Origin of the sequence: Okibacterium sp. HSC-33S16, from assembly GCF_024171565.1 — a bacterium.
Classification (GTDB): Bacteria; Actinomycetota; Actinomycetes; order Actinomycetales; family Microbacteriaceae; genus Mycetocola_A.
Genome location: NZ_JALJZZ010000001.1, coordinates 204,596 through 231,513, shown reverse-complemented (window position 1 = coordinate 231,513; position 26,918 = coordinate 204,596). Strand labels below are relative to the sequence as shown.

25 protein-coding genes and 1 tRNA gene are annotated in these 26,918 nt (G+C 64.0%); 12 read left to right on the top strand and 14 right to left on the bottom strand.

The features are described from left to right. Positions 1–15: 15 nt before the first annotated feature. Entirely contained in the window at positions 16–699 is a 684-nt protein-coding gene (locus tag L1277_RS01115) for a response regulator transcription factor (RefSeq protein WP_253374520.1), read from the bottom strand. Next, a complete protein-coding gene (locus L1277_RS01110) occupies positions 677–1,888 on the bottom strand; it encodes a cell wall metabolism sensor histidine kinase WalK (RefSeq protein WP_253374519.1) in 1,212 nt (403 codons plus the stop codon). Before L1277_RS01110 ends, L1277_RS01115 begins: the two co-directional genes overlap by 23 nt. A 183-nt stretch (positions 1,889–2,071) precedes the next feature. On the opposite strand from L1277_RS01110, the gene phoU reads away from it, so the two are divergent. Further along, positions 2,072–2,731, top strand: a complete 660-nt coding sequence (phoU, locus tag L1277_RS01105) for a phosphate signaling complex protein PhoU (RefSeq protein WP_253374518.1) — start codon at positions 2,072–2,074, stop codon at positions 2,729–2,731. A 71-nt stretch (positions 2,732–2,802) separates the two neighbouring features. Here phoU and L1277_RS01100 read toward each other — a convergent pair whose 3' ends face one another. Beyond that, positions 2,803–3,552 carry a phosphoglyceromutase gene (locus tag L1277_RS01100; protein WP_253374517.1) on the bottom strand — a complete coding sequence of 250 codons (750 nt, stop codon included), beginning with the start codon at positions 3,550–3,552 and terminating at the stop codon, positions 2,803–2,805. Positions 3,553–3,617: 65 nt separating this feature from the next. Here L1277_RS01100 and L1277_RS01095 point away from each other — a divergent pair, with 65 nt between their 5' ends. Continuing rightward, positions 3,618–4,427, top strand: coding sequence for a class I SAM-dependent methyltransferase (locus tag L1277_RS01095; RefSeq protein ID WP_253374516.1), 810 nt, complete (start codon positions 3,618–3,620; stop codon positions 4,425–4,427). 9 nt (positions 4,428–4,436) lie between these two features. Here the strand turns inward: L1277_RS01095 and L1277_RS01090 are convergent, their stop codons facing one another. The 3 genes from L1277_RS01090 to L1277_RS01080 all read right to left on the bottom strand — a co-directional run bounded on the left by L1277_RS01090 (position 4,437) and on the right by L1277_RS01080 (position 6,580). Beyond that, a complete protein-coding gene (locus tag L1277_RS01090) occupies positions 4,437–5,555 on the bottom strand; it encodes a folate-binding protein YgfZ (RefSeq protein WP_253374515.1) in 1,119 nt (372 codons plus the stop codon). Next, entirely contained in the window at positions 5,555–6,151 is a 597-nt protein-coding gene (locus L1277_RS01085) for an FABP family protein (RefSeq protein WP_253374514.1), read from the bottom strand. Before L1277_RS01085 ends, L1277_RS01090 begins: the two co-directional genes overlap by 1 nt. A 138-nt stretch (positions 6,152–6,289) precedes the next feature. After that, entirely contained in the window at positions 6,290–6,580 is a 291-nt protein-coding gene (locus tag L1277_RS01080; RefSeq protein WP_253374513.1) for a hypothetical protein, read from the bottom strand. A 109-nt stretch (positions 6,581–6,689) separates the two neighbouring features. Here L1277_RS01080 and L1277_RS01075 point away from each other — a divergent pair, with 109 nt between their 5' ends. The 8 genes from L1277_RS01075 to pstB all read left to right on the top strand — a co-directional run bounded on the left by L1277_RS01075 (position 6,690) and on the right by pstB (position 15,593). After that, positions 6,690–7,379, top strand: a complete 690-nt coding sequence (locus L1277_RS01075; protein ID WP_253374512.1) for a winged helix-turn-helix domain-containing protein — start codon at positions 6,690–6,692, stop codon at positions 7,377–7,379. Continuing rightward, positions 7,351–8,250: a mycothiol synthase gene (gene mshD / locus L1277_RS01070; protein ID WP_308215063.1), complete on the top strand. Its 900-nt coding sequence runs from the start codon at positions 7,351–7,353 to the stop codon at positions 8,248–8,250. The genes L1277_RS01075 and mshD overlap by 29 nt, the downstream gene beginning before the upstream one ends. A gap of 59 nt (positions 8,251–8,309) precedes the next feature. Continuing rightward, entirely contained in the window at positions 8,310–10,484 is a 2,175-nt protein-coding gene (locus L1277_RS01065) for an RNA degradosome polyphosphate kinase (protein WP_253374510.1), read from the top strand. Continuing rightward, positions 10,481–11,416 (top strand): NUDIX hydrolase, encoded by a 936-nt coding sequence (locus tag L1277_RS01060; RefSeq protein ID WP_253374509.1) that lies wholly within the window; start codon positions 10,481–10,483, stop codon positions 11,414–11,416. Before L1277_RS01065 ends, L1277_RS01060 begins: the two co-directional genes overlap by 4 nt. 131 nt (positions 11,417–11,547) lie before the next feature. After that, positions 11,548–12,636, top strand: coding sequence for a phosphate ABC transporter substrate-binding protein PstS (pstS, locus tag L1277_RS01055; protein WP_253374508.1), 1,089 nt, complete (start codon positions 11,548–11,550; stop codon positions 12,634–12,636). 98 nt (positions 12,637–12,734) lie between these two features. Further along, positions 12,735–13,730 (top strand): phosphate ABC transporter permease subunit PstC, encoded by a 996-nt coding sequence (gene pstC, locus L1277_RS01050; RefSeq protein WP_253374507.1) that lies wholly within the window; start codon positions 12,735–12,737, stop codon positions 13,728–13,730. After that, the gene (gene pstA, locus L1277_RS01045) at positions 13,730–14,788 is read left to right on the top strand and encodes a phosphate ABC transporter permease PstA (RefSeq protein ID WP_253374506.1); all 1,059 of its coding nucleotides are present in this window, start codon (positions 13,730–13,732) and stop codon (positions 14,786–14,788) included. The genes pstC and pstA overlap by 1 nt, the downstream gene beginning before the upstream one ends. Before the next feature lie 25 nt (positions 14,789–14,813). Further along, positions 14,814–15,593 (top strand): phosphate ABC transporter ATP-binding protein PstB, encoded by a 780-nt coding sequence (pstB, locus tag L1277_RS01040; RefSeq protein ID WP_253374505.1) that lies wholly within the window; start codon positions 14,814–14,816, stop codon positions 15,591–15,593. Positions 15,594–15,665: 72 nt separating this feature from the next. Here pstB and L1277_RS01035 read toward each other — a convergent pair whose 3' ends face one another. From L1277_RS01035 to L1277_RS01025, 3 genes are all read right to left on the bottom strand, one after another. Continuing rightward, positions 15,666–16,580 carry an anti-sigma factor gene (locus L1277_RS01035; protein ID WP_253374504.1) on the bottom strand — a complete coding sequence of 305 codons (915 nt, stop codon included), beginning with the start codon at positions 16,578–16,580 and terminating at the stop codon, positions 15,666–15,668. Beyond that, positions 16,577–17,146: an ECF RNA polymerase sigma factor SigK gene (gene sigK / locus L1277_RS01030; protein ID WP_253375249.1), complete on the bottom strand. Its 570-nt coding sequence runs from the start codon at positions 17,144–17,146 to the stop codon at positions 16,577–16,579. The genes L1277_RS01035 and sigK overlap by 4 nt, the downstream gene beginning before the upstream one ends. Before the next feature lie 148 nt (positions 17,147–17,294). After that, positions 17,295–19,019, bottom strand: coding sequence for a cytochrome c biogenesis protein DipZ (locus tag L1277_RS01025; RefSeq protein ID WP_253374503.1), 1,725 nt, complete (start codon positions 19,017–19,019; stop codon positions 17,295–17,297). Between the two features lie 198 nt (positions 19,020–19,217). Here L1277_RS01025 and L1277_RS01020 point away from each other — a divergent pair, with 198 nt between their 5' ends. Next, positions 19,218–19,880 (top strand): fasciclin domain-containing protein, encoded by a 663-nt coding sequence (locus L1277_RS01020; RefSeq protein WP_253374502.1) that lies wholly within the window; start codon positions 19,218–19,220, stop codon positions 19,878–19,880. Between the two features lie 77 nt (positions 19,881–19,957). On the opposite strand, the gene L1277_RS01015 is transcribed toward L1277_RS01020, so the two are convergent. Together L1277_RS01015 and L1277_RS01010 are read right to left on the bottom strand one after the other, a co-directional pair. After that, positions 19,958–21,532 carry a bifunctional phosphatase PAP2/diacylglycerol kinase family protein gene (locus L1277_RS01015; protein ID WP_253374501.1) on the bottom strand — a complete coding sequence of 525 codons (1,575 nt, stop codon included), beginning with the start codon at positions 21,530–21,532 and terminating at the stop codon, positions 19,958–19,960. 39 nt (positions 21,533–21,571) lie between these two features. Continuing rightward, on the bottom strand, positions 21,572–22,201 hold the full coding sequence (locus L1277_RS01010) for a DNA-directed RNA polymerase subunit beta (protein WP_253374500.1): 630 nt from the start codon (positions 22,199–22,201) through the stop codon (positions 21,572–21,574). 99 nt (positions 22,202–22,300) lie between these two features. Between L1277_RS01010 and L1277_RS01005 the strand changes: the two genes are divergently transcribed. Next, positions 22,301–22,373: transfer RNA gene (locus L1277_RS01005), tRNA-Lys, on the top strand. Positions 22,374–22,437: 64 nt separating this feature from the next. Here the strand turns inward: L1277_RS01005 and L1277_RS01000 are convergent. The 3 genes from L1277_RS01000 to L1277_RS00990 all read right to left on the bottom strand — a co-directional run bounded on the left by L1277_RS01000 (position 22,438) and on the right by L1277_RS00990 (position 26,897). Then, on the bottom strand, positions 22,438–23,184 hold the full coding sequence (locus tag L1277_RS01000) for a class I SAM-dependent methyltransferase (protein WP_253374499.1): 747 nt from the start codon (positions 23,182–23,184) through the stop codon (positions 22,438–22,440). A 93-nt stretch (positions 23,185–23,277) separates the two neighbouring features. Then, the gene (locus L1277_RS00995) at positions 23,278–23,436 is read right to left on the bottom strand and encodes a hypothetical protein (RefSeq protein ID WP_253374498.1); all 159 of its coding nucleotides are present in this window, start codon (positions 23,434–23,436) and stop codon (positions 23,278–23,280) included. Positions 23,437–23,483: 47 nt separating this feature from the next. After that, positions 23,484–26,897, bottom strand: coding sequence for an error-prone DNA polymerase (locus L1277_RS00990; RefSeq protein WP_253374497.1), 3,414 nt, complete (start codon positions 26,895–26,897; stop codon positions 23,484–23,486). Positions 26,898–26,918 lie beyond the last annotated feature (21 nt).

Sequence of the window (26,918 nt, the reverse complement as noted above, 5' to 3'; positions counted from 1 at the left end):
GCGGCGTGATCGGTATTAGGCCTCGAAGCGGTAACCCAGGCCCCGAACGGTCAGGAGCATCTTCGGCTCTGACGGGCTCTCCTCAATGCGCGAGCGGATGCGTTTGATGTGCACGTCGAGCGTCTTCGTGTCGCCGAAGTAATCGCTCCCCCACACCCGGTCGATCAGCTGGCCACGAGTCAGCACCCGCCCGGCGTTGCGCAGGAGCAGCTCGAGCAGCTCGAACTCCTTCAGCGGCATCGCTGTTTCTGTGCCGCGGACCTCGACGGTGTGCCGCTCCACGTCCATCCGCACAGACCCGGCTTCGAGGATGGACTCCTCGAGGTCCGCCTGGTCCGTCTGGCGACGCCGCATCACCGCGCGGATGCGCGCCAGCAGCTCGCGGCTCGAGTAAGGCTTCGTGACGTAGTCGTCAGCGCCAAGCTCAAGCCCGACGACGATGTCCACCTCGGAGTCTTTAGCGGTGAGCATGATAATCGGGGTCTGGGCGACCGCACGGATCTGGCGGCACACCTCGGTTCCCGGGATGCCTGGCAGCATGAGGTCGAGCAACACAAGGTCCGGTTCTGATGCCAGGAACGTGGTCACAGCGGTCGGGCCGTCCGCCGCCACCTCGACCTCGTAGCCTTCCCGCTCCAGCAGGTAGGCCAGTGGCTCGCTCAGCGCCGCTTCATCTTCAACGAGCAGTACGCGTGTCATGGGACATGTCCTCACTGTGTGATCCGTTCAGCGTCGGCAGGGCCAGCTGTTCGGTGGTGGGCGGGGGTGTTGCCGCTTCGGGCAGTCGAATCGTGAACGTGGAACCACGACCAACGCGTGACCAAACCTTCACCTCGCCGCCGTGGTTCTGGATGGTGTGCTTGACGATGGAGAGTCCAAGGCCGGTACCTCCGGTGTGACGGGAACGGGCCTGGTCGATGCGGAAGAATCGCTCGAACACCCGCTCCTGGTCCTCGTCGGGGATACCGACACCCTGGTCTGTGACGGCGATCGAAATGAGACCGCCTGAGGTGCTGACGCCGATTCCCACCCGGCCACCCGGGGGTGAATAGGTGATGGCGTTCGAGATGAGGTTGTGCACGGCCACAACGAGGAGCGCTTCATCGCCGTACACCTGGGTCCCTTTCTCGCCTCCGGCGCGGAGAGTGACACCGGTCGCTTCGGCAGCCACGCGGTTCTGGTCCACGGCCTGCACGATGATCCGGTCGACATCGAGCAGCTCGGGGGCGTGCAGGGCATCCGCTGCCTGGAGCCGGGAGAGGTCGATGATCTCGCGCGTGATCCGGGCCAGCCGGGCCGCCTCCGTTGTCAGTCGAGCCGCGAATTTTCGCACCTGTTCGGGGTCGTCTGCGGCCGGTTCGAGCGCTTCGGCCAGGAGACCGACGGCGCCGATCGGTGTCTTCAGTTCGTGCGAGATGTTCGCGATGAAGTCACGGCGGACGTTATCGAGCCGGCGTGACTCGGTGTGGTCCTCGGCGAGCAGGAGCACGAATCGGGTACCGAGTCGAGCGCAGCGAACGTCGAGGTGCAGGCTGGCGTCACCAAACCGGCCTCGGCTGAGGTCGACCTCGCGAGTGAGCGATTCTCCGTGGTCCCGAACCTCGTTGGCCAGGTTGCGCAGTTCCTCACTGACGAGCATGCCGTCTCGGACCAGGCCCATGGCCAAAGCACCCGGAGAGGCCTTAATCACGTTGCCCGATGGATCGACGACAACTCCTGCGCTCTCCAGGGCGTCGAGAACTTGCGACACCCCGTCGGGCACCCGAGGGGTTACGACGTTGGCGACGCGTTGTCCGCGCTTGGCCGCGACGTACAACAGAGTGGCGAATCCGGCGCCAACGACAAGCCCGAGTGCCAGAGACGCGAGCACCAACCAGGGTGTGTCCATACGACTAGATTAGAGGCACAGCAGGAGCCGATCCGGCGCTGTTCTTGGCTGATCAGGGGATTTTGATCATCGTTCAACCGCCGGACCCCAAACGTTAACCTGAGGCAGGCATGGTTATCTGGGGGCTCCTGCGACACACGGGTGCCCGGCGCCACGCACCCTGACACAAGAAACGGAGAGCACATGCGCGATGTATTCCAGCAGGAACTGGCCGAAGTCCAGGAACGCCTGATCGCCATCTCGGAACTCGTAGCCATTTCCATCGAGAACGCCGTTCGTGCCTTCAACGAGTCCGACGTCAGCGTCGCCGAAGAAGTGATCGAGAATGACGTTCGCATTGACGAACTGACCGTCGCCCTCGACGAACTAGCCATTAACATTCTTGCCAGGCAGCAGCCGGTCGCACGCGACTTGCGCATCGTCGTCAGCGCGTTGCGGATCAGCTCATCCCTCGAACGCATGGGTGACATGGCTGAACACATCGCGCAGCTCGCGCGCTACCGCTTCCCGGAGCGAGCGGTGCCGAAGGGTCTTCGCTCAACCTTCGCCGAGATGGGTCGGCTGGACGTCGAAATCGCCCACAAGCTCACCGAGCTCCTGCGGACGCAGGATGTGCAACTTGCGGAGGAGATCCGCAACGAGGACGACAAGATCGACGAGTTGCACGTGAGCGTGTTCGACAAGGTGCTCGGCGAGACATGGAAGGGCAAGCCGCTGGCGACCGTCGACGCGACGCTCGCGTCCCGCTACCACGAGCGCTTCGCCGACCACGCGGTCTCCATCGCCAAGAAGGTGCAGTACCTCGCGACCGGCGCGTGGATCCCTGACCCCGACGTTTCGTAACCGGTCGCTCAGACGACACTGCCCGCCTCAACCGATTGGTCGAGGCGGGCAGTTGTGCCTGAGGGCCGGTGTTACTTCTTGCCCTGTGCGGCGACGGCAGCAGCTCCGGCTGCCGCAGCCTCGGGGTCGAGGTACTCGGCCGGCTGGGTCGGACGGAAGTTCTCGTCGAGGCGGTAGACCAGCGGGATGCCCGTCGGGATGTTGAGCTCGGCGATGTCGTCATCCGAGATGTTGTCGAGGTGCTTCACAAGGGCGCGCAGGGAGTTGCCGTGCGCGGTGACGAGCACCGTTTTGCCGGCCGCAAGATCACCGGTGATGTCCGATTCCCAGTAGGGAAGCATCCGCTCGATAACGTCCTTCAGACACTCCGTGCGAGGAATGTCGCCGTCGATACCGACGTAACGAGGGTCATGAGCCTGCGAGTACTCGTTGTCGTCATCGATCTCGGGCGGTGGAACGTCGAACGACCGACGCCAGGTCTGGAACTGCTCGGCGCCGTACTCAGCCAGGGTCTGAGCCTTGTCTTTACCCTGCAGCGCTCCATAGTGACGCTCGTTGAGGCGCCAGCTGCGCTTCACGGGGATCCAGGCCCGGTCGGCGACGTCGAGCGCGATGTTCGCAGTCTGAATGGCCCGGGTCAGAACCGAGGTGTACAAGACGTCGAGGGTGAGGCCCGACTCGATGAGCAACTCGCCCGCGCGAGTGGCTTCGGCGACGCCCTGCTCGCTCAGTCGGACGTCGACCCAACCCGTGAACAGGTTCTTCTGGTTCCAGTCGCTGTTGCCGTGGCGCAGGAGGATGAGAGTGTATGGCGAAGACATGGTTCCACTCTATCGAGGCGGCGCGGTCAGCAAACGGACAGGCACACTGCTGAGAGAATGAACCAATGCCCATTGGAACCATCACCCGCGGGACGACGAACACAAATCGCCTGCGTCGGGTCGACCGTTTCATGCAGACCCTCCCCGTTGTGCGCTCGAGCGTTGACCCACTCGTTGTTGACCTCGGATATGGTGCGAGCGCTGTCACGAGCCTCGAATTGCAGTCACGGCTGCGTAAGGTCCGGCCTGACGTCGAGGTGCTCGGGCTTGAGATCGATAAGGACCGGGTACGCACGGCGACCGAGCAGTTGGACGCCGTTCGACGTGGAGAGACCTCGTTCGCTTCGGACGCGGCCGTGAGTTTCGCCCGCGGTGGTTTCGAGGTGCCCGTGCGCGACGGTCGTCGACCGGCAGCGATTCGCGCGTTCAATGTGTTGCGCCAGTATGACGAAAGTGCGGTGGCGGATGCTTGGAGGCTGATGGTCTCACGGCTGCAGCCGGGAGGGGTCCTGGTTGAGGGCACCTGCGATGAGATCGGACGAATCTCGAGTTGGGCGACGGTGACGGCCGACGGGCCCCAGTCGCTCACCATGTCGTTGCGGCTGAAGAAGCTCGAGCGACCGTCGATTGTGGCCGAGCGGCTGCCGAAGGCACTCATCCACCGCAACGTTGCCGGTGAGCGCATCGCCGACCTCATGACCGAGCTTGACCGGCAGTGGCAATACAGCGCACCGCTCGCAGCCTACGGTCCGGTGCAGCGCTGGCTGGCGACCGTCGATGGGCTGATCACGGCCGGCTGGCCGGTTCTCGGCACCGGCGCACGCTGGCGCCTCGGTGAACTGACAGTCGCGTGGGACTCGGTGGCCCCGAGCTAGGCCCGGGAGTTACGGACGCCGAACCGCTCCCAGCCGCGGCAAGCGCGGGACGTCGGCGACAGCTCCGGCGTCAGCCGGAACGATGATCTGCTGCGCCGCAGCGATCAGCTGGCCATCCTCATTCACGGTCAGCACAGCATCCGCTTTCACTGAACGTTTGATGACGGCAAGCGCGATCGGTCCGAGTTCGTGATGAATGACCGCTGTGGTGATTCGGCCCACCTCGACCTGCTCACCCGCGCGTTCGCCCAGCACCGATGCTCCGGGAGCCGGCAGCACGGAATCGGAGCCGTCGAGGTGAAGCATCACCAGTCGACGCGGCGGGTGCCCAAGGTTGTGCACCTTGGCGACAGTCTCCTGGCCGCGGTAGCAGCCCTTGGACAGGTGAACGGCGCTGCGCAGCCAGTCGAGTTCGTGCGGAATTGTCTTCTCGTCGACCTCGGTGGCGAATCGCGGTCGCCAGGCGGCCACGCGCAGCGCCTCGGCAGCCAGCGAACCGGCCACCGAATAGTGCGTACTGATCGCGGCGAGCTGGTCGCGCGGAACCAGTGCTTCGTGCCAGTTCCACGAGGTCCCGGGGTGCTCGCCGTCCGCGTAGGAGTGCCCGCCGGCCACAACGGCACGCCAGGGGTCGCTCCACACCAGCGGGACATTCGAAGCGGATGCCACGGGAAGGCCGGCCGGGACGTCGTCCGACAGGTATCCGATGCGCGCGAACTCCGGCGTGCGGTCTGTAATCTCCACCCGAAGCATGAACTTCATGCGGTTCAGCCAGGCGGCAAGTGGCTCAACCGAGGCCGGGTCGACGAAAAGCCAGGCGGTCTCGCCGTCGTCGAGCAGTCCGGCGGCGTGCTCAATGTGCCCCTGCGGGTCGAGGAAAAGGGTCTCGCTCGACTCGCCGGGCTGCAGGAAGCGCAGCTCGGCCGACGTGATGGAGTTGAGCCAGGTCAGCCGGTCGGGACCGGACACCGCGAGCACTCCGCGATTAGACAGGTCGACGATCGCCGAGCCGTCGGCCAGGTGGCGTTGCTCAATGTTGGGGTTGCCGTAGTGCGATGGCACGCCGAGGTCAGCGGCGTCAGGCAGCTGCACGGCACCGTCGAGCAGGAGGAACGGTGACCCGGTCATTAGTCCACCTTGCCGAGGCGCGCGGAGGCGTGGGTGCGGAGGTCCTGGCCGAGGGCGGCAATGTCCCAGGCCCACAGCAGGTGGCCCTCAACGAGCCCATACATCCGGGTGGCCGCGGCATACTCCTTGGCGCCGGCCGTGCGCATGACGGCGTCGGTGGCCAGGTCGATGCGTGGGCCCTTGATCTGACCGAGGTACAGCTCGCTCACTCCACCCGGGTGGACGAGGGCGGCTTCAATGTCGAAGCCGCCATCCGCGTTGCGCAGGGATTCAACACTTTCAGCGTCGGGAAACGGACGCTCACCCACCCCGGGAAGCATCGCGGGGCCGGGGTCGCCGGCCTGTTGCTGACGGTGCAGCCGCCAGTACCCGGACTCAGCCACCAGCGGTGTCTGCTCGTCGTCGAGCAGCCAGGTGTATGAGCTGTAGTTGAGGTACGGCAGGCCGTCGTGGCTGAAACTGACCCGCTGGCCGAATTCATGGCTGATCGACTCCCCGTTCACGGTGTAGTCGATTACTCCGGTGCCTTCCCAGACTCCGAGCAGCCACGACAGCGGGACAAGCTCAGCAGGAAGGTCGAGAGGCAGTTCGATCATGGTCGCCCGCGAAAACTAGCGCTGGCCGCGGTACAGGTTCCAGAGCACCACGACAGCGGTGAACGCGATGGCCAGGCTTGCCAGGCCAAGCAATCCGACATAGAAGAGTTCGAGTGCGACGAGATTCATGCTGACAGTCTATCTCTCGAGAAGAGCAGCGAGGCTGAGGTACACACCGGTGCCGCCGATGATGACGAGCGCCCCCACGATGCTTGCGCCGACCCGGTCGATGAAGCCGACCTTGCGGTGGGTGGACAGCTGGATGACGAAGGTGACCAGGCTGCACGCGGCGAGCGCCAGCCAGAGCAGGGTAAAGCGGGAGTCACCTGTCGCGAAGACGGTGACGCAGACGACCGCGAGAACGGCGACGCCCCACACAGAGACGATGCCCGTCCAGGTGCGTCCTACAGTCATGGGTGCGTCGGTCACCCTCCCATTGTGCCCGATTCACCGCCGCCGTGTCCGCGCGCCGCCACCTGAGCACGACCCGCTCTGCGCTGCAGCTAGTATGAACGCAGGTAATCACTGGAGGTCATGCGTGGCGCAACTGTTGATTCTGACCTCACGGGTCGACAATGACGTGCTTCCCTCCCTCGGTTTGCTCAGCCACCGTGTGCGTCAGATACCGGCCCAGCCGGCTCAACTCGTCAACGCGCCCTCGTGCGATCTGATCCTCATCGACGCCCGCACCGACCTGGCCGGCGCGAAGTCGCTGTGCAAGATCCTTCGCACCACCGGCCTCACCGTTCCTCTGCTCATCGTCCTCACCGAAGGCGGGCTGTCCGCGGTGAGCGCAGACTGGGGCGTCGACGACGTCATCGTTGAGAACGCCGGGCCAGCCGAAGTCGATGCCCGCATTCGCCTCGCCATCGGCAAGCAATCACTCGAGCAGACCAATACCAAGATCCAGACGTCCGGCGTTGTCATCGACGAGGCCAGCTACTCCGCGAAGGTGCAGGGAAAGCCCCTCGACCTCACCTACAAGGAATTCGAGCTCCTCCGTTTCCTCGCCACGCACCCATCCCGTGTCTTCACGCGCGAGCAGCTACTCAGCGAGGTCTGGGGATACGACTACTTCGGCGGAACCCGCACGGTCGACGTGCATGTCCGACGCCTGCGCGCCAAGCTCGGCGACCTCGAACAGCTCATCGGCACCGTGCGCAACGTCGGCTACCGCTTCAACGTGTACGAGGAGGACGGTGCGACCGCCGGTTCTGCGCAGGCGTAGCCTTCAGGTTCCTGCGCATCACGCCGCGTTCACCCGCCTCGTGCGGATGGCGACCACCGTCGATGGCCAGGCGCCGTTCAACGACCAGGCTCTCGTCGACGCGGAGAACGGAACTCGTCGCCTCGTGTTCATCCTTGAGCCGCAAGAGTCGCCGAGTGCTGCCGAGCACCTGGTCGGCGCCGCCATCGTGAACGACGACGAGCTCGAACTGGTCATCGACCCTGAGTGGAGGGGGTCCGGATTCGGCCGGGAAGCCGCCGCCGAATTCGTCGCCTCAGCGTCGCCCGGCTTGAAGGCATGGTCACACGGCAACCATCCCGCCGCTGCGGCGCTCGCCCGCCGGTTCAACTTCTCACCCGTCCGCACTCTCCTTCAATTACGGATGCCGGTAGCGGCGGCCGCCACAGCGGCGCCCGTTTTCGACACCTTTCGTCCTGGAATCGATGACGAGGAATGGGTGAGCCTCAACGCTCGCGTCTTCGCGTCGCATCCGGAACAGGGCAGCATCACCGTCGACGACCTGCGCCATCGCCAAGCCGATGAGTGGTTCGACGCCGGAGACTTCCTCGTTGCCCGCGACGACGACGGACGCATGATCGGCTACAACTGGCTCAAGATCGAGGGCGAACTCGGCGAGGTGTATGTCGTCGGGGTCGACGCCCCTGGACGCGGTCTCGGCCGGTCCCTCATGCAGGCCGGGCTCGAGCGTATGCGCGACCGTGGTTGCACAACGGCGGCACTCTACGTCGAGGCTGACAACGTTCCGGCCGTCAAGCTGTACCGCTCACTGGGATTCACCGACCACACCATCGATGTGCAATACGAGCTCGCACATCCACACCAGAACGACTCGTCGCAGCAACCGTCATAGTCGGCAACTGTTTACCGGCAATGCGCGCAGGCGTTTGCTCGAAGTGACAAGATGTTTCAATGGCATCAGACAGCATGGCCCAGGACTCAGGACTCGGATGGGACGACGACGACTTCGACCCCGCGTTCGAGCGTGACGATCCTGCTCTTCCCGAGGGCCGGTACCTCGACCGCGAGGTGAGCTGGCTGGCGTTCAACCAACGCGTACTCGAACTCGCCGAAGACCCCTCAGTTCCGGCCCTGGAACGGGCGAACTTCCTGGCTATCTTTGCCTCCAACCTCGACGAGTTCTTCATGGTCCGCGTCGCCGGGCTCAAGCGTCGGGTCCTCACCGGCCTCGCCGTTCCCACCAACGTGGGACGCGCTCCCGCCGACGTGCTCGACGACATCTCGGAGAAGGCCCACGAACTGCAACTGCGGCACGCCCACGTCTGGAGCGACGCCGTCAAGCCTGACCTCACTGAAGCTGGCGTAAATGTCGTCACGTGGGACGCGCTGACCGACGACGACAAGTTCCGGCTCACCGAGTACTTCTCCCGCCAGATCTTCCCGGTCCTCATGCCGCTCGCCGTCGACCCGGTGCACCCGTTCCCCTACATCTCAGGGCTCTCGCTCAACCTCGCAGTGCGCGTGCGCAACACGAAGACCGGGCGCCAGGAGTTTGCGCGACTCAAGGTTCCGCAGATGTTGCCCCGGTTCGTCCGGGTCGACCCGTCGGCGCCCCTCGACAACGTTCAGTTCCTCCCGCTCGAGGACCTCATCGCCAACCACCTCGGTGATCTCTTCCCCGGTATGGAGATTCTCGAGCATCACGTCTTCCGCGTGACACGCAATGAAGACGTGGAGATCGAAGAAGACGAGACCGAGAACCTGATCCAGGCACTCGAGAAGGAACTGCTACGGCGCCGGTTCGGACCGCCCATCCGCCTCGAGATCACCGAGGACATGGACGACGTCACCCTCGACCTGCTGGTGCGCGAGCTCGACGTCAGCGAGCGTGAGGTCTACCGGCTCCCCGCACCGCTCGACCTCGGCGGACTGTTCGGGCTCTCCGGCATTGACCGTCCCGACCTCCGGTACCCGCCGCGGGTACCGACCACGGCCCTGGAATTCCAGCCGGCCGAGCCGAACGGCAAGGCTGACATCTTCGGAGCGATCTCCCGAGGAGACGTTCTCGTCCACCACCCGTACGAGTCGTTCGCGACGAGCGTTCAGGCCTTCCTCGAGCAGGCCGCCGCTGACCCGCACGTGCTCGCCATCAAGCAGACGCTCTACCGGACCTCCGGCGACTCCCCCATTGTCGAAGCACTCATCGACGCCGCGGAGGCCGGGAAGCAGGTGCTCGCTCTTGTCGAGATCAAGGCTCGTTTCGACGAACAGGCCAATATCTCCTGGGCACGCAAGCTCGAGAAGGCTGGCGTTCACGTGGTCTACGGCCTCGTCGGCCTCAAGACCCACTGCAAGCTGGCGCTCGTTATCCGCGAGGAGAAGGGCACGCTCAAGCACTACAGCCACATTGGAACCGGAAACTACAACCCGAAGACCAGCCGGATCTACGAAGACCTCGGACTGTTCACCGCGGACGCCCAGGTCGGCAAGGACCTCACCCGCCTGTTCAACGAGCTCTCCGGCTATGCCATCGAGAAGAAGTTCAAGCGGCTCCTGGTTGCTCCCCTTCACCTTCGCAAGGGGCTGCTGAAGCACATCGATCAGGAGCGCCGGAACGCCGAAGCAGGCAAGCCAAGTGGCATCCGAATCAAAGTGAATTCGATCGTGGATGAGGCGATCATTGATGGCCTGTACCGGGCCAGCCAGGCCGGCGTGCCCGTCGATATCTGGGTGCGCGGAATCTGCAGCATTCGACCCGGTCAGGAAGGCATGAGCGAGAACATCAGGGTGCGGTCGATCCTCGGTCGGTTCCTGGAGCACTCGCGCATCTTCTCGTTTGTCAACGACGGTGACCCGCACGTGTTCATCGGTAGCGCAGACATGATGCACCGCAACCTCGATCGCCGGGTGGAAGCACTCGTTCGGCTGACAGCGCCGGCCCATTTGGCTGAGATCCAAGGACTGTTTGATGTGGCGATGGACGACAACACGTCGTCGTGGCACCTGGACGCCGACGGTCTTTGGGAGCGGCACAGTGTTGGGGAGAACGGCGAGCCGCTCGTTGACCTGCAGGATCGGCTGATGCTGAAAACGAGCCTGCGTCGTCGACCGAGGAGCCGCCGGTGACAACCGCCGTCTACGCTGCCGGCGCTGTCTGCTGGCGATTGATCGACGGCAAGATCCACGTGCTGGTCATACACCGCACCAAGTACGCCGATGTGACACTGCCCAAGGGCAAAGTCGACCCCGGAGAATCACTCCCGCAAACCGCAGTACGTGAGGTTCGCGAGGAGACCGGTTTGGCCGTGACGCTCGGGGTTCCGCTCGGCGTCTCCGCGTACACGCTGTCGAGCGGTCGCGAAAAGGTCGTCCACTATTGGGCCAGCGAGGTGACCGATGCTGCGGTCCGGGCCTCCACCTTCGTTCCGAACGGTGAAGTGGCCGCCCTGGAGTGGGTCACTCTGAAGCGCGCGCGGAACTATCTGAGCTACGACCACGACGTCGATATCCTCACCACCTTCTCGAAACTCGTCGATGAGGGCGTCACCTCCACCTTTGCGATCATCGCGCTGCGTCACGGCAAGGCGGTGTCTCCATCGTCGTGGAAGGGATCGGACGCCTCCCGGCCGCTCACCGCGCGCGGGGTGGAGCAGGCGAACGAGATCGTCGGAACCCTGCGAGCGTTCGGCGTACGGCGGATTGTCACCAGCACGGCGGTGCGCTGCGCAACGACCGTCGCCCCACTCGCCGCCGCCACGAAGATCGAGCCGCGCCGCACCGACCTGATCAGTCAGGACGCTTTCGAGTCTGGCGAGAGTGACGTGCGGAAAGTCGTTGGCAAGCGGGTCAGGGCTGGCAAGACCGCTGTTCTCTGCAGCCACGGCCCGGTGCTTCCGGATATTCTCCGCGAGATCGCCCTCGCAACGGGGAGCATCACCGGATCGTACCTCTCGAGCGCCGCTGGCCTGACCACGGGCGCCTTCAGCGTTGTGCATCTCTCCTCAACGAACCCAAGTTCGGGGATCATCTCGATCGAAACTCACGAACCACGCGCATAATCCTGTCGAACTTCGGCAGTCGTTAACCTTCCGTTTACCGCGATGAGGGACTCTCGTAAGGCCACGTGCCTAACGTTTCTCCTGGGCCTGCACCGGCCCGTCCCGAAATCACAACGAATGGAACAAATTCCGTGAAGTTCTCGAAAGTCGGCCGCGTTGCGGTCATCGCAGCTGTGGCGGCTCTCTCCCTGACGTCCTGCGCGGCCAACGAAAGCGGCGCATCCGAAGGCGGCTCGGACAGCGCGCTCTCCGGCGAGCTCGTCGGCATCGGCGCATCGAGCCAGGGTAGTGCGCAGGAGGCCTGGATCGCCGGTTTCCAGACCGCCAACCCCGACGTGACTGTCAACTACGACCCGCAGGGATCCGGCGCCGGTCGCGAAAGCTTCATTTCAGGTGCCTCCGCATTTGCGGGTTCGGACTCGCTCCTCAGCGACGACGAGTTGGCCGGCGACTTTGCCAGCTGCGCTCCCGACACCAAGGCGATCGACCTTCCTGTCTACATCTCGCCCATCGCCGTGATCTTCAACGTCGAGGGCGTCGACGAGCTCAACGTCGACTCCACCGTCCTCGCCAAGATCTTCTCCGGCGAAATTACCAGCTGGGACGACGCGGCACTCGTCGCCCTCAACCCCGACGCAAGCCTGCCCGCTGCACCGATCACCGCAGTGCACCGCTCGGACGATTCGGGAACCACCAAGAACTTCGCGGATTACCTGAACAAGACCGCGCCGGACGCATGGGCCGAAGAGCCGAGCGACACCTTCCCGTTCCAGACCGGTGAAGGTGCACAGGGCACCTCCGGTGTCGTTGACGCCGTCACCAACGGCATCAACACAATCGGTTACGCCGACGCGTCCAAGGCCGGCGACCTCAGCACCGCCAAGATCAAGGTGGGCGAAGAGTTCGTCGGTTACACCGCAGAAGCCGCTGCCGCGGTCGTCGAAGAGTCGCCAATGGTTGAAGGCCGCGAAGCCAACGACGTCGCGATCCAGCTGGACCGCATGACCACGGACCCGAGCCACTATCCGCTGGTTCTCGTGAGCTACGCCATCGCTTGCCAGGAGTACGGTGACGCCGAAGACGCCGAACTCGTCAAGGCGTACCTCTCCTACATCGCCGGCGAAGACGGACAGCAGGTCGCTGTCGACGCTGCGGGAGCTGCACCGCTCTCCAGCGAACTGAGCGAGAAGGTCGCTACGGCCATCGAATCCATCAAGTAAACAATTCCATCCCTGCTCGCCCGGTCGACGCTGTGCGTCGACCAGGCGAGCAGACTGGGTTCAGCCGAACCCGCCAAATCAGGTAAGGACGAGGGCACATGACCACAACCACGCAGCCACCGGCAGCACCGGTGCAGCCCGTCGATCCCGGTCAACCGAAGCCACTTGCCACCCCCGCCAAGGTTGTCCAGCGCCCCGGCGACCGCATCTTCAGCGGTTCCACGCTGACCGCTGGCATCCTCATCCTCACGACGCTTGCCGCCGTCGCCATCTTCCTCGTCGCACAGAGCCTTCCGGCCTTCGTCGCCGATGAAAGCGAGATCAAGGGCGACGCCACCAACTTCTTCTCGTACGTCTGGCCCCTCGTCTTCGGTACGGTGTGGGCCGCCTTCATCGCACTCATCATCGCCGTCCCGCTGGCGATCATGGTTGCTCTCTTCATCACCCACTACGCGCCGCGTCGGCTCGCCCAGAGCCTCGGCTACGTCATCGACCTCCTCGCAGCCGTTCCGAGCGTCGTGTATGGCCTCTGGGGAATCGGCGTCCTCGCCCCGGCCGTGCAGCCGGTCTACAGCTGGCTGGTCGAAAACATGGGCTGGTTCCCACTCTTCGCCGGTCCTGTCTCTGGCACGGGTCGCACCATCCTGACGGTCGGCATCGTGCTCGCCGTCATGATTTTGCCGATTATCACCTCGCTTTCCCGTGAGATTTTCCTGCAGACGCCCAAACTGCACGAGGAAGCAGCGCTCGCCCTCGGAGCGACGCGCTGGGAAATGATCACCATCGCCGTGCTCCCCTTCGGCCGCCCCGGCATCGTCTCGGCGTCGATGCTCGGCCTCGGCCGTGCCCTCGGCGAAACCATGGCCGTCGCGATGGTGCTCTCCCCCAGCCTCATCATCAGCCTGGTTCTCCTGCAGTCACAGAACCCCACCACCATCGCCGCGAACATCGCCCTGAACTTCCCCGAAGCTCACGGCGTCGGCGTCAACATTCTCATCGCGAGCGGACTGATCCTTTTCGTGATCACCTTCGTGGTCAACTTCATCTCGCGTGCGATCGTTGACCGCCGCAAGGCCTTCTCCGGAGCGAACTAATGGCAATCACCCCAGCGCCAATGACGAGCGCCCTCAAGGCGGGCAAACTTCATCGGTTCACACCGCTGTACATCATCCTCGGCACCCTCGCGGTGTCGGTTGCGGTGTTCGCCATGCTCGGCGCCGTCAACATCGCGGGGATCCTCATTGTCACCGCCGTTCTGTTCGTCCTGGTGTACTGGCTGCTCTCACTCTTCGTCGAAGGCTCCCGCAAGGCTAAAGACCGACTGATGACGAGCCTCGTCGTCATCGCGTTCCTGATCGCGCTCGTCCCACTGATCTCCGTGGCGATCACCACGATCGGAAATGGTGCTGCCCGGTTTGATATCGATTTCTTCACCATGTCGATGCGCAACATCGTCGGTGAGGGCGGAGGAGCACTCCACGCCATCGTCGGAACGCTGCTCATCACACTCGCGACGAGCATCATCTCGGTCCCGATCGGCATCCTCACCGCCATCTACCTGGTCGAGTACGGTCGCGGCAAGCTGGCGAAGTGGATCACCTTCCTCGTCGATGTCATGACCGGCATCCCGTCGATCGTCGCCGGGCTCTTCGCATACGCACTGCTTGTCCTGTTCTTCGGCGAAGGTGTCCGACTGGGCATCGGCGGTGCCATGGCACTCAGCGTGCTGATGATCCCCGTCATCGTGCGGTCCACCGAGGAAATGCTCAAGCTCGTCCCCAACGAACTCCGTGAAGCGTCCTACGCACTCGGGGTGCCCAAGTACCTCACCATCCTCAAGGTCGTCCTGCCGACGTCGCTCGCTGGCATCGTGACCGGCGTCATGCTCTCAGTCGCCCGCGTGATCGGTGAGACGGCGCCACTGCTCATCATCGCCGGCTTCACGCAGAGTATGAACTACAACCTGTTCGATGGCCGGATGATGGCACTGCCCACGTTCGTCTACAACTCGTACGCGCAGCAGGGCACCGACGCCCAGGCCTACATTGACCGCGCCTGGACCGGGGCACTCGCCCTCATCCTCATCGTGATGGCGCTCAACCTCATCGCGCGCCTCATCGCGAACATCTTCTCGCCCAAACTGGGCCGCTAACCTCAACCCGAAGGAACGCACACTCGTGTCAAAACGCATCGAGGTCAAAGACCTCAAGGTTTACTACTCCAGCTTCCTGGCTGTCGAGGACATCTCACTGACCATCGAACCGCGAACGGTGACCGCATTCATCGGACCCAGCGGCTGCGGCAAGTCGACCTTCCTCCGGACGCTCAACCGCATGCACGAGGTCATCCCTGGTGCCCGCGTGGAAGGCGAGGTCCTCATTGACGGTGACAACCTCTACGCGCCCGGCGTCGACCCGGTTCTCGTCCGCCGCCAGGTGGGCATGGTCTTCCAGCGGCCCAACCCGTTCCCGACCATGTCGATCCGCGACAACGTCCTCGCCGGTGTGAAGCTCAATAACCGCAAAATCACCAAAACGGATGCTGATGACCTCGTCGAAAAATCGCTGCGGGGTGCGAACCTTTGGAACGAGGTGAAGGATCGGCTCGAGAAGCCCGGGTCCAGTATTTCCGGTGGACAGCAGCAGCGTCTCTGCATCGCCCGAGCCATCGCGGTCTCCCCCGATGTGCTCCTCATGGACGAACCGTGCTCCGCGCTCGACCCGATCTCGACGCTTGCCATTGAAGACCTGATCGAAGAGCTCAAGAACGAGTACACCATCGTGATCGTCACCCACAACATGCAGCAGGCCTCGCGGGTGTCCGACCGCACAGCGTTCTTCAACATCGCCGGCACCGGCAAGCCCGGAAAACTCATCGAGTACGCCGACACCAACACGATCTTCACCCAGCCCAGCGTGCAGGCCACGGAAGACTACGTCTCCGGCCGGTTCGGCTAGACCCCGCGACATCCGTACAGAAAGAAACAGCCCGCTCACATCGAGCGGGCTGTTTCTGTGTCCGGAACCGGGTCAGCTCGTGTGAATGACGATGAGCGGATCGGTGGTGGGCTGTTCAGAACCGCCCGCCGGTTCGACGGTGACGCCGACTGCGTCGCCGGCGCTCATCGCGCCATCAAGCACCCGCCAGCTCTCGCCCGAGCGATGCGTGTTGAACACGCCCGCAGAGATCGGACCGCTCTCACCGATGTACCAGAGTTCGTAGGTCTTCTCGTCGGGAAGGGTAGCGAGACCGTCGACGATCAGCACCGACTCAGCGAGCGCCCCCGACCAGACGAGCGTTGCGGTCACCTGCTTCTCGTCGTTGATGTTCGTCAGTCGAATGGTCTCGCGCATCGCGTCGGGCTGAGCGTCAATGTGAGCGAGTCTCAGTGCTTCCTGAAGCCCGTTGCCGTTGTTGAGGGCACCGGTGATGACGTTCGCCCCAATCAGCACAGCCACGAGGGCAACGGCCGCAACCAGCGCCGACGCCGGACCGGAATACCATCGGCTCTTCGCCTTCTGCTGTGCCTTCGAGGTCCGTGCCGACTGGGCGGCCGACGATGCCTTGGTGGTCGGTGTGGGACCAGCGGCGTTTGGTCCTGCGGGTGTCGGCTGTGCCGCCGCCGGCGCCGGTGCCGCAACGGCGGGCGGGTCAGAGCCTTCAGACACGTCAGAGTTTTCGGCAGGCAGCTGCGGCAGAGCGGCGATCTGCGAGAGCAGGCTCGCCCGAAGCGACGGTGGCGGTTCGATGCCCGTGGCCAGGAGATCGGCGGTTTCCGCGAAGCTGACTGCATCGGCCTGCACCCGGCTTGATGACGCTCGCTTGACGTCGAACCGGGCGGCGTCGTCGGCATCCAGAGCACCGAGAGCAGACAGGGCAGCGAGCGTGGTCGCGTCGTCGGGCTCGTTGCCGAGTCGTTCGTCGTTCAGGTTGTTGTCATTCACAGCGCCACCCCCAATTCCTCTCTCAGTTTGATCATCCCATCCCGTATTCGGGTTTTCACCGTGCCTAATGGCACTCCTAGCCGCTCCGCCACTTCACTCTGCGACAGCCCACCATGGTAGGCGAGGCTGATCGCCTGCCGCTGGATATCACTGAGCGTGAGAAGCGCCCGATCAACCCTTTCCGACTCCAGTTTCAGTTCAACATCTTCCGAGACGCTGTCGTAGTCCATTTTCTGGTCACGAATCCCGATCCGAACGTCCCGGTCTCGGCCGGCCTGCGACGCCCGCACACGGTCAACCGCCCTGCGATGTGCCATCGTGAGGATCCAGCCGCGTGCTCCCCCTTTATTCGGAGCGAAACGCGTAGCGGTTTGCCATACCTCGAGGAACACTTCCTGGGCGACTTCTTCGGCCTGGGCGCGATCGACCAGGATCCGCTGGATCAGTCCAAACACCCGCGACGCGAGCAGGTCGTAGAGCTGGGCAAATGCCTCCTGGCTTCCGCCAGCGACCGAGCTGAGCAGCACGGTTGCGCGATCGTCGTCGGAGACATCCGTCGTGACGATTGCTTCTGCTTCTTCTGGCACGTTTCCAAGCTTCTCACATGGGCGTGCACATGAAAGTGACCGGGCCGCAGAACGCCTCTCGGCGTGAGGCCGCTCAGAGCGGCGAATATTGGAGCCCGGGGTTACTGCGGCCCGGCCACGTGCAAGTCTACCCAAATGTGAACGAAAATGCGTCGACACCGGCCCCTACCTTGACATCGATTGTGCCCGTCTCTATAGAGCCCGTTTCGACGAGGTGATACGACGTCGGTGTTCCGCTGACCTCGATCTCCCGCGTGGTCCCGCCAACGCTGAGCGTGACGGTTCCTTCACCTGCGAGCACCATTCGCACTTCCTGTGCGGTGTAATTCAGGCGAGCGGATGCGTCGGCGCCCGTCGGCGTGATGCTTTGGGTCCCGATCTCCCATCCGCCTTCGAGGGCAAACGCGTTCGCCGGCAGTTCGGAGGGCAGGTCGAATCGGGCCTGCCCTGTGGTGTACTTCTCGCCACCGACAAAATTGGCTTCCTTGGTGCTGCCCAGGTAAGTCTCCCTGGTGATGGCGTCCGTGTCTGGCGTTTCGTCCGCGACGTCCGTTGCGGCCGGCAACGTGACATCCGGATTCGCATCTGTCAGCAACTCACGAATGTGCTTCTCGGTCGTCTCATATCCACCTTCACCGAGCTTGATGTGGCGGACCGTGCCGTTCGCATCGACGAGATAGGACGCGGGCCAGTAGCGGTTGCGGTAGGTGGTCCAGGTGGAGAGGCTGTTGTCGATGGCTACCGGGTAGTCGATGCCGAAGTTCTTCGCTCCGGCCTTCACGTTGGAAACCTCCTTCTCGAACGCGTACTCGGGCGCATGCACGCCGATCACCTCGAGTCCGGCGTCACGGTAAGCGTCATACCAGGCGGTGACATGGGGCAGCGAGCGCTGGCAGTTGATGCAGGAGTAGGCCCAGAAGTCGATGAGAACAACCTTCCCGCGCAGCTCATCGAGCGTGACCGCTGAGTTGTTCTCGGTGTTGAACCATTCGGAGATGCCGCTAAGTTCGGGCGCGGTGCCGCAGCTCTCAAGTTCGGCTCCTCCGTTGGAGCACTTATCGAGGTCACGGTTCTCGTCGGTGACAATACCGCCGAGGTTGAGCGCCTTCTGCACCTCGTCGGATTCATTGATCTGGTTCTGGATGGCGCTCGTGTAGTCGGGTACGAGCCGCTGCAACAGCTGAGGAACGTTGAAGACTAGGCCGATGGCCAGGGCAATCATGACGATGCCGCCGGTGAGACGAATGGCGGACTGGTGCTTGCGGAAGGTCTTGACCCGCTCGCCGACCCGTCGACCGGCCAGGGCGAAGACGAGCAGAGGGACGGCGGCACCGATCGCGAAGGACAGGGTCAGCACGACGGTGTCTGCGCCGATGCGTCCGGTCGACCCGGCGACCGTGATGGCCGCGAGTACCGGTCCGGCGCAGGGAACGTAGACGGCGCCGAGGGCGATGCCGAGCCCGAAGCCGGAGCGGTCCGTGCCGACGTTCTTCTGCGGGATCTTGGAGAAGGGCTTCTCCAAGATGTGCTGGAACTTCGGAACGATGAGCCCGATGCCGATCAGCACGAGCACGACAATGCCGGCCCAGCGCAGGAAATCCTGGGGCAGATTGAGCAGTGCCAGCAGCAGCGAGCCGAGCAACGTGAAGAGACTGAAGCTCACCACGAGACCGGCGATGACCAGGTACGGGCGCAGCGACTGCGCCCGGGCGAGCACTGTGCCCGTCTCGTCGGTGGGCCTGGCGCCCTGAACGCCGCCGGACAGAAAGATGACCGGCAGGACCGGCAGGATGCACGGCGAGATGCCGGTGATCAATCCGCCGAGCAAGCCGATGAGAGCAAGCGTGAACATGGTGCCTCCGTATGTGGTTGAACGCTGTTCGGAGCGGAGGCCCAAAGAGATGGGGCAGTAGCCGACATTGGGTGCCGAGAAAACTTTTTTCTGAGATTTCCAAACCATTCGGCATCCGGCTCCGAAGGACCTTTCACAGCCGCACAGCACGTGGCAGAGGGGTCGGGTCTTCCGGCCACAACTGAAGGAGAACCAGCTATGAAAACGAAGCGCAACACACTTGCAGCACTGTCGCTGTTGGCCATTACGGCTTTCGGCCTCACCGCTTGTTCGTCGACCATGGGACAGGACCCGGCGGTCGGTTCAGGTGGAGGAGACAAGACCACCGAGTCATCGGCGCCGTCCATGGACGAGATGGACCCGGCCGCTGACCTCGTCGGAGCTGGCTGCGCTGGCTACGCCGAAATGGTTCCGGATGGAGCAGGATCGGTCGTCGGCATGAGCCAGGACCCCGTCGCGGTCGCCGCGTCGAACAACCCACTGCTCACAACGCTGACCGCAGCGGTCTCCGGCCAGCTCAACCCTGACGTCAACCTCGTCGACACCCTGAACGGTGATGAGTTCACGGTATTCGCACCGGTGGATGACGCCTTCGCGAAGATCGACGCCGCGACGATCGAGACGCTCAAGACAGACTCCACGCTGCTCAGCTCAATCCTCACCTACCACGTCGTTCCTGGCCAGGTTGCACCTGACGCCATCGCCGGCATGCACGAGACCGTGCAGGGTGGATCCGTTGAGGTCACCGGTGAAGGCGACGACCTCATGGTCAACGGCGCTTCGGTTATCTGTGGTGGTGTCCACACCGCCAACGCAACTGTCTACCTCATCGACACGGTGCTGATGCCGCCTGCTGAGTAAGTAGACCGAACGGCGGCTCGTCCGCTGTCTGACTGAAAAGACCCGTCGCTTCCCGAAGGCGACGGGTCTTTTCTTTGTTATCGACTCCGGGTGTCCGGTGCGTAGACGTCGAGCGACTGGGGAACCAGCGTCACCGTTGACGGGTATGGTCCGGCCGGAGCATCAGCCTCGACCTGCTCAACCTCCCCGTCGTGCGCGAACCCGGCAGGCTGGCCTTGTCTGCGCCAGACGGTGACCTCGAGCGATGGCACGGTGAACGACTCGACGCCGGTTCGCGGGATAAGTCCAACGGCACGGAGAACCGCACTGGTCTTCCGTCCAAAGGACAGTGACGCGATGGCGTGAAGTCGCGACCTGGCCGTGAGAATGCGAATGTCGAGTTGGCCATCGTCCAGTCGTTGCCGTCGCAGTGGTGCGGGGACGCCGGGGACGTTTCGGTTGACGCCGGCGAACACCGACCACACTGCCCTGCGCACGCCGTCGATCTCGATGTCAATGGGATCCGCACTCCGAAGCACCCGGGTCGCCGCTGCGATACCGCCAATCCACTTTCCGAGCGTGGCCTCGAGCTTTTCCCGCTCGGCCACGAATGTCGGGTAGATGCCGATCGATGCGGCGTTGAGCACGAGTTTCGGCTCGTTGTCGTCGAGGCGAAGTTCCGCGGTGTCGACGCGGACTCCCTGCCCGCTCGTGACGGCGTCGAGTGCGTCTCCTGCCGATTCGATACCGAGCGCACGCGCGAAGTGATTGAACGTTCCGCCCGGCACGACGACGAGCGGAAGAGATGCGTCGCGAGCGCACTGCGCCATCGCCGTGACGGTGCCGTCGCCGCCGCAGACGCCCAGCATGCGGGGCGGCTGCGCCGCCGCCAGCGCGGCGGCCACGACGTCGCTCGGCGTTTCATCGTCGGTCAGGGTATGCACGCGAGCCTGTGGCATCCGTTCGCGGATGAGGGGAAGCGGATCATCACGGCCGATGACGTCTGCCCCGGAGGACGAGTTGGCGATGACGAGGAGCCCGGCTCCGCCGACTGCGGCGGGGAGACTGATGGGGGTGCCGCCGTGGCGGGCGGGCTTTTGCGGCGGAGCAGGGATGACCGCTTTGCCGAACGCAGCCACTCCTGCTCCGATGGCGGCGCCGCCGAGAACGTCGGAGAGCCAGTGTGCGCCGGTGTGCAGGCGAGAATACGAGACGGCGACGGCGACCGGAGCAATCGCAAGTCCGATCCGGGGCCGCTCGAGGGCCACCCCAGTGGCGAAGGCCGCCGCGCTGGCCGAGTGCCCGGACGGGAAGGATGGGGACGTGGGAGCCTGCCGGAGTCGCCGGCCGACCGGGATATCTTTCGTGAGCGGTCGGTCACCGCCGAAGAGCTGTTTTCCGACGAGGTTAGCGAGCGCACTCGCGACGGTCAGCGAGGCAAGGCCTCGGAGCGCTGCACGATGCTGGCCGAGGAGTGCCAGCGCTGCCCCGACCACGAACCAGAGCACGCTGCGATCGGCTGCGCGGGACAACCGTCTCAACGCGCGGTCAGTTTGGTGCGAGGCGCGTCGTGTGTTGATGAGGCGACCCGCTGTGCCGTCGACCCGACGGACCCAGCCGGGAAGCAGGGCCATTCGGCGTACCGCGACGAGGGGGAATCTCAGGAGCCTCATGCGTTCAGGATAACGAGGGGTTCTGCCCATTCGACATCGTCAGTCCAGGGAGTCCTGGCGCCACAGTCGGGCGCAGCCCGTGAGGTCACGCGCCAGGGTAGTGAGTCGCAGGGCGCGCGTGGTCAAGTCGAGCGACCGCACCGGCTCGGCCGCGTCGGCGTCATCGGCCACACTGGCCGCGCCGGAAGCGGAGACCCGGCAGAAAGCGGCTGCCCGTTCGAGCGCAACGGCGAAGTCGCCCTCAAATAGTCCGCGTAGGATCTGGTCGGCAAGGGTGACGATCTCCTGTGGCCCCGCGGGTATCGGAGCGCCAGCGACGACCGGGTCAATGGTCTGCATGATCTCGGTTCCGCGGGTGAACAGGTAGCTGGCGGATTCGGGATCTTCGCGGATCATCAGCTGGAGCAGGTAGATGCGCCACAGCGCGCCGGGAAGACTGCGCGGGGTTGCTCGGGACCAGAGCTCAGCGATTGCGTCGATGCCGTGTTCCTCGGTATAGGCGACCAGTCGGTCGATGACGCTGGGATCCGGGTCGGTGCGTACGCGGGCGAGCAACGCGACGGCGGTTTCGTGGGCGATCCGACTCGTTTCAGCGGGATCGATGCCGCCTTGGAACGACTCGAAGACGCGCCCCGGAAATTTGGTGGGCTTGTGGAATTCCTCGGCCATCGACATCCGCCTCTCTGATTGCACCGGTTAACGGTACTCGTCGAAAGGAAGCGTAAGTGGTCAAATCTCTCAGCGGGAACCGGTAGATTAAAAGGGTTGGGGCCTCTAGCTCAGTTGGTAGAGCATCGGACTTTTAATCCGCGGGTCGCCGGTTCGAGCCCGGCGGGGCCCACCCTTGCACATTATCGGGCGCTTGGCGCGTCGCAGCTGGAGCTGTTGCACCGCCTCCCCCTTGATTAGAGCCGCTCCAGCACGATGAGTGCTGTCAGGTAATGCTCGACCACGCTTCCGCCCTCGTCTTTCACCGCTTGCGCTGCCTGGCGAACCTCATCGGCGGACCAGTCACTGAACGTCGTAAAGAGCTTGGTCACTGCTGCAGGGTCGAGCCGGATGGCCCATCGAAATTCTTCGCGGTGCGTTTCGGTGAAGAAATTCCCGGACACCAACGCGGTTGCCCAGCCAGTCGTGTCGACGTCGGCGGGTCCTGGCCGGGGCGGAGCGTGCCGCTGGCTGACGATATCGGCAATGTGCTGTCGGAACGGTGTGGCTTCGCTGAGCGGGTCGCCGAATATGTGGCGCCACACGAGAAGGTGTCCGCCGGGACGAAGGGCCCGGCTTATTTTGGGGAGGACGATGGAGAGGTCCATCCAGTGGATGGATGTCGCTGCGACCGCAATGTCGAAAGTTGCATCGGGAATGGCAACCTGCTCCGCGGTTGCTGCGAGAAGGCTGACCTGCGGGAAACGCTCGTGCAGGTGCCGACCGAGCTCAACACCGGGCTCAACAGCGGTACCGTGCATCCCCTCCGCGAGGAGTCGGCCCGTCGCCTGGCCGCTTCCGGCCCCCAGGTCGAGGGCATGGCCGCCAGGAATAAGAAGGCTCAGGTCACGCAGTCGTTGCCACAGTTCCTCCGGGTAGGGAGGACGGGCGTCATCGTAGAGTGCGGCGTGGTGCTCGAAGTGCGCCGGGTCCGGCGTCGTCATCACCTCAGTATCGTCGCGGTGCCGCTCGCTACCAAGCGGTGAGGACAAAGTGCCCACTCATCGACGGCTCACCGCCGACGTTGAGTCGGATGACTAGCGCTTGGAGAGGACGTGTGCCGGAATGCCGAACGACAGGCTGATCGCGATGATGCCAGCGAAGAAGATGATGGCGTGCAGGCTCTCCGCAGCGAAGGCGAAGTAGAACAGGAAGATGCCGCCGAGGAAGAGCACAATTGAGAGCACGAAAGCCATGACTCCAGTCTAGCGAAGTTCCGGCAAAGTGCAGACGACGGGCGTGCCTACTGGAAATCCCTCGATCGGGTGCGGGCGCTGAGCCCCAGTGGCTCAAGCCTGTCGGCGAGAAGGTTGACGATGCCCTCCGGTGATCGTTCGAGGATGCCGCGCACGATCATCGCGGGCGCTTCACGCGCTGTGCGTCGGTAGCGCCCCCACACACCGACACTGCAGATCACGTTGACCAGGCCGGTTTCGTCTTCGAGGTTGACGAAGGTGATGCCGCTCGCCGTCGCCGGACGCTGGCGATGGGTGACGACCCCTCCAACCTCGACTCGGCGCCCGGATTCCGCCGACTGCAGTTGCGCTGCACTCAATACACCTCGAGCCGCGAGCGCCGACCGAACATGGCGAATCGGGTGGTCGTCGGGCGTGACACCCGTCGACCAGAGGTCGTTGACGACTTGCTCTTCATCGGTGAGCATCGCAAACAGCGGCGGCTGAACGGCGATGTGACTGCCGTCGAGCTGGTCGGGGCGCTCCTGCGACGCCTGCGCAGCATCCCACAGCGCCCCGCGTCGTGAGAGTCCCATGCTGTCGAATGCTCCCGCCGCCGAAAGCGCTTCGAGTTGGGCGGAGTTGAGGCCCACCCGGCGGGCGAGGTCACGCATGTCACGAAATGGCCCGCTCCGCTCGCGTTCCTCGACGATGTGCGTGGCCTTTCGCTTGCCGATCGACGCGACCTCGGCGAGCCCGAGCCGCACGGCATAGGCTCCGTCTCGCCGGTGATCGTCTGAATCGAATGGCACGTCCCGGTCGAACGGCTGCACAGCAGGTTGCTCTCGTTCAATACATACATCCCGACCTGTTGTGCGGATACCGCCGCTCTCGCCGTCGAGTGGTTCAAGCCCCGCTTCGACGCCGGAGAGTTGGATATCAGGGCGAAGGGTCTCGACTCCGTGCCTCCGGGCATCCGCCACCAACGATTGCGGCGAGTAAAAACCCATCGGCTGGGCGCGGAGAAGTGCAGCCAGGAACGCGGCGGGATAGTGCAGGCGCATCCAGGCGCTTGCGTAGACGAGCAGACCGAAGCTGATCGAGTGGCTCTCGGCAAAGCCGAAGTTCGCAAAAGCCTGGATCTTTGAGTAAATCGTGTCAGCGTCTTCACCGGTGATGTTGTTGTCAGCCATTCCCGCGTACAACTTCTCCTTGAGTGAGGCGATCTTCTCCTGCCCGCGCTTGGAACCCATGGCCCGGCGCAGCAGGTCGGCGTCTTCACCGGTGCAGCCGCCGACCACCATGGCCATCTGCATGAGCTGCTCTTGGAACAGCGGCACACCGAGGGTGCGTTCGAGTACCGGTTCAAGGTCGGGGTGAAGGTAGGTGACGGGCTCCACCCCGGTCCGCCTCCTGATGTACGGGTGCACCGCCCCGCCCTGGATCGGGCCTGGCCGCACCATGGCAATTTGTACCACGAGGTCGTAGAAGCATCGCGGCTTGAGCCGCGGGAGCATGCCCATTTGCGCGCGACTCTCCACCTGGAACACCCCGACGCTGTCCGCACGGCAGAGCTGGTCGTACACCCCCTGCTCTTCCTTCGGCATTGACTGCAGGTCCCACCGCTCACCGCAGTGCTCGTCGGCAATATCGAAGGCGTACTGCAGGGCGGCGAGCATGCCCAGGCCGAGCAGGTCGAACTTGACGAGGCCCATCCAGGCGCAGTCGTCCTTATCCCACTGCAGCACGGTGCGCCCATCCATCCGCGCATGCTCGATCGGGCAGACCTCGCCGACCGGCCGGTCGGTGAGCACCATCCCGCCGGAGTGGATACCGAGGTGCCGCGGAAACTTCAGCACCTGTTGCGCGAGGTCGATGACCGGCTCGGGAATGTCATGGTCGTCGCTCGATGTCAGCGCACCCCAGCGTTCCACCTGTTTTGACCAGGCGTCCTGCTGCCCCGGACTGTGCCCGAGCGCCTTGGCCATGTCGCGCACCGCGAACTTCGGCCGATAGGTGATGACGTTGGCGACCTGGGCGGCGTTGAATCGGCCGTACTTTTCATAGACGTGCTGAATCACTTCTTCACGTCGGTCGGAGTCGAAGTCGACGTCGATGTCGGGTTCTTCCTCACGCATGCTGGAGAGGAACCGCTCGAACGGCAACCCGTACATAATCGAGTCGACCGCGGTGATGTCCAGCAGGTAACAAACCGCCGAGTTCGCAGCTGAGCCTCGACCCTGACAGAGAATGCCGCGGCTACGGGCGAACTGCACGATCTCATGAACGATGAGAAAGTACCCCGGAAAGTCCTTCTGCTCGATGACGTCGAGTTCACGGGAGATACGCTCGGTAACCGATGCGTCGGCGTTTGGGTACCGGCGTGCCGCTCCCTGCCAGGTCAGTTCACGCAGCCAGCTCATCGGGGTGTGCCCATCCGGCACCTCCTGAAGCGGCAGGCCCGGCTTGACGCTGCGCAGCCGGAACGCGAGTTCGTGGGCAATCTCGACGGTGCGGGCGACGGCTCCGGGGTACCTCGCAAATCGGCGGGCCATCTCTGCCCCGCTTCGAAGATGTGCTGAACCGGATGCCGGTAGCCAGCCATCCAGATCGTCAAGACTTCGGCGTGCGCGCACGGCGGCAAGTGCTGAGGCGAGCGGGTGCTCGGCCGGGGTGGCATAGTGCGCAGCCATCGTCGCGATCACCGGTAAGCCCAGTTCATCGGCGAGCCCGGCCAACACGTCGTTGTGGGCCGTATCGAGCGGATTGCCGTGATCGAACAGTTCCACCACCACGTTGTCGGCGCCAAACAGACGCATGAGTTCGCGCAGTTCGCGACGGGCGCCCGTGTCGCCCTCAGAAACGAGAGCTTGTCGAACGGCGCCCTTGCGACATCCGCTCAAAATCAGCCAGGTTCCGTCTGCCGCCGATGCGAGATCGTCGAGCTCATAACTGGGCTTGCCTTTCTCGGCACCTGCAGCCAGCTGTGCCTGGGTGATGGCACCGGCAAGCCGGTGGTAGCCCTCCTCTTTGCGGGCGAGCACAAGCAGGTGAGTGCCCTCCGGGTCGGCTTCACCGTTTTGCGGCTTGCTCAGGCCGAGCGACAGCTCGGCGCCGAAGATCGTCTCCAGCTCGGGGTGCGCTTCGGCCGCTTCGGCCAGGTGAACGATGCCGTAGAGACCGTCGTGGTCGGTGAGGGCGAGTCCGGTCAGCCCCAGGCGAACGGCTTCCTCCACCAACTGTTCCGGTGAGGACGCGCCGTCGAGGAAGCTGAAGTTCGAGTGCGCGTGCAGTTCGGCATAGGACACCGTCGTTTCGGCCGGTGGCGCTTCGATCGGCACCGGCTCGTATGGCGAACGTTTGTGAGACCAGGCCGGACTGTCACCGCCGTCTGCACCCATCGGCGCATGCTCGGGGCGCGACAAATCGGTCAGGGTGCGTTCGAACTCTGACCATGACACGGGAGGGTTATGCCAGCCCATGAGCACTACTCCTCTGTCGCT

Bases quoted from the DNA above. Each gene is read 5' to 3' on its own strand.
- L1277_RS01115 (WP_253374520.1), bottom strand. From the start codon at position 699: ATGACACGCGTACTGCTCGTTGAAGATGAAGCGGCGCTGAGCGAGCCA.
- L1277_RS01110 (WP_253374519.1), bottom strand. From the start codon at position 1,888: ATGGACACACCCTGGTTGGTGCTCGCGTCTCTGGCACTCGGGCTTGTC.
- phoU (WP_253374518.1), top strand. From the start codon at position 2,072: ATGCGCGATGTATTCCAGCAGGAACTGGCCGAAGTCCAGGAACGCCTG.
- L1277_RS01100 (WP_253374517.1), bottom strand. From the start codon at position 3,552: ATGTCTTCGCCATACACTCTCATCCTCCTGCGCCACGGCAACAGCGAC.
- L1277_RS01095 (WP_253374516.1), top strand. From the start codon at position 3,618: ATGCCCATTGGAACCATCACCCGCGGGACGACGAACACAAATCGCCTG.
- L1277_RS01090 (WP_253374515.1), bottom strand. From the start codon at position 5,555: ATGACCGGGTCACCGTTCCTCCTGCTCGACGGTGCCGTGCAGCTGCCT.
- L1277_RS01085 (WP_253374514.1), bottom strand. From the start codon at position 6,151: ATGATCGAACTGCCTCTCGACCTTCCTGCTGAGCTTGTCCCGCTGTCG.
- L1277_RS01065 (WP_253374510.1), top strand. From the start codon at position 8,310: ATGGCATCAGACAGCATGGCCCAGGACTCAGGACTCGGATGGGACGAC.
- pstC (WP_253374507.1), top strand. From the start codon at position 12,735: ATGACCACAACCACGCAGCCACCGGCAGCACCGGTGCAGCCCGTCGAT.
- pstA (WP_253374506.1), top strand. From the start codon at position 13,730: ATGGCAATCACCCCAGCGCCAATGACGAGCGCCCTCAAGGCGGGCAAA.
- L1277_RS01025 (WP_253374503.1), bottom strand. From the start codon at position 19,019: ATGTTCACGCTTGCTCTCATCGGCTTGCTCGGCGGATTGATCACCGGC.
- L1277_RS01020 (WP_253374502.1), top strand. From the start codon at position 19,218: ATGAAAACGAAGCGCAACACACTTGCAGCACTGTCGCTGTTGGCCATT.
- L1277_RS01015 (WP_253374501.1), bottom strand. From the start codon at position 21,532: ATGAGGCTCCTGAGATTCCCCCTCGTCGCGGTACGCCGAATGGCCCTG.
- L1277_RS01010 (WP_253374500.1), bottom strand. From the start codon at position 22,201: ATGGCCGAGGAATTCCACAAGCCCACCAAATTTCCGGGGCGCGTCTTC.
- L1277_RS01000 (WP_253374499.1), bottom strand. From the start codon at position 23,184: ATGACGACGCCGGACCCGGCGCACTTCGAGCACCACGCCGCACTCTAC.
- L1277_RS00995 (WP_253374498.1), bottom strand. From the start codon at position 23,436: ATGGCTTTCGTGCTCTCAATTGTGCTCTTCCTCGGCGGCATCTTCCTG.
- L1277_RS00990 (WP_253374497.1), bottom strand. From the start codon at position 26,897: ATGGGCTGGCATAACCCTCCCGTGTCATGGTCAGAGTTCGAACGCACC.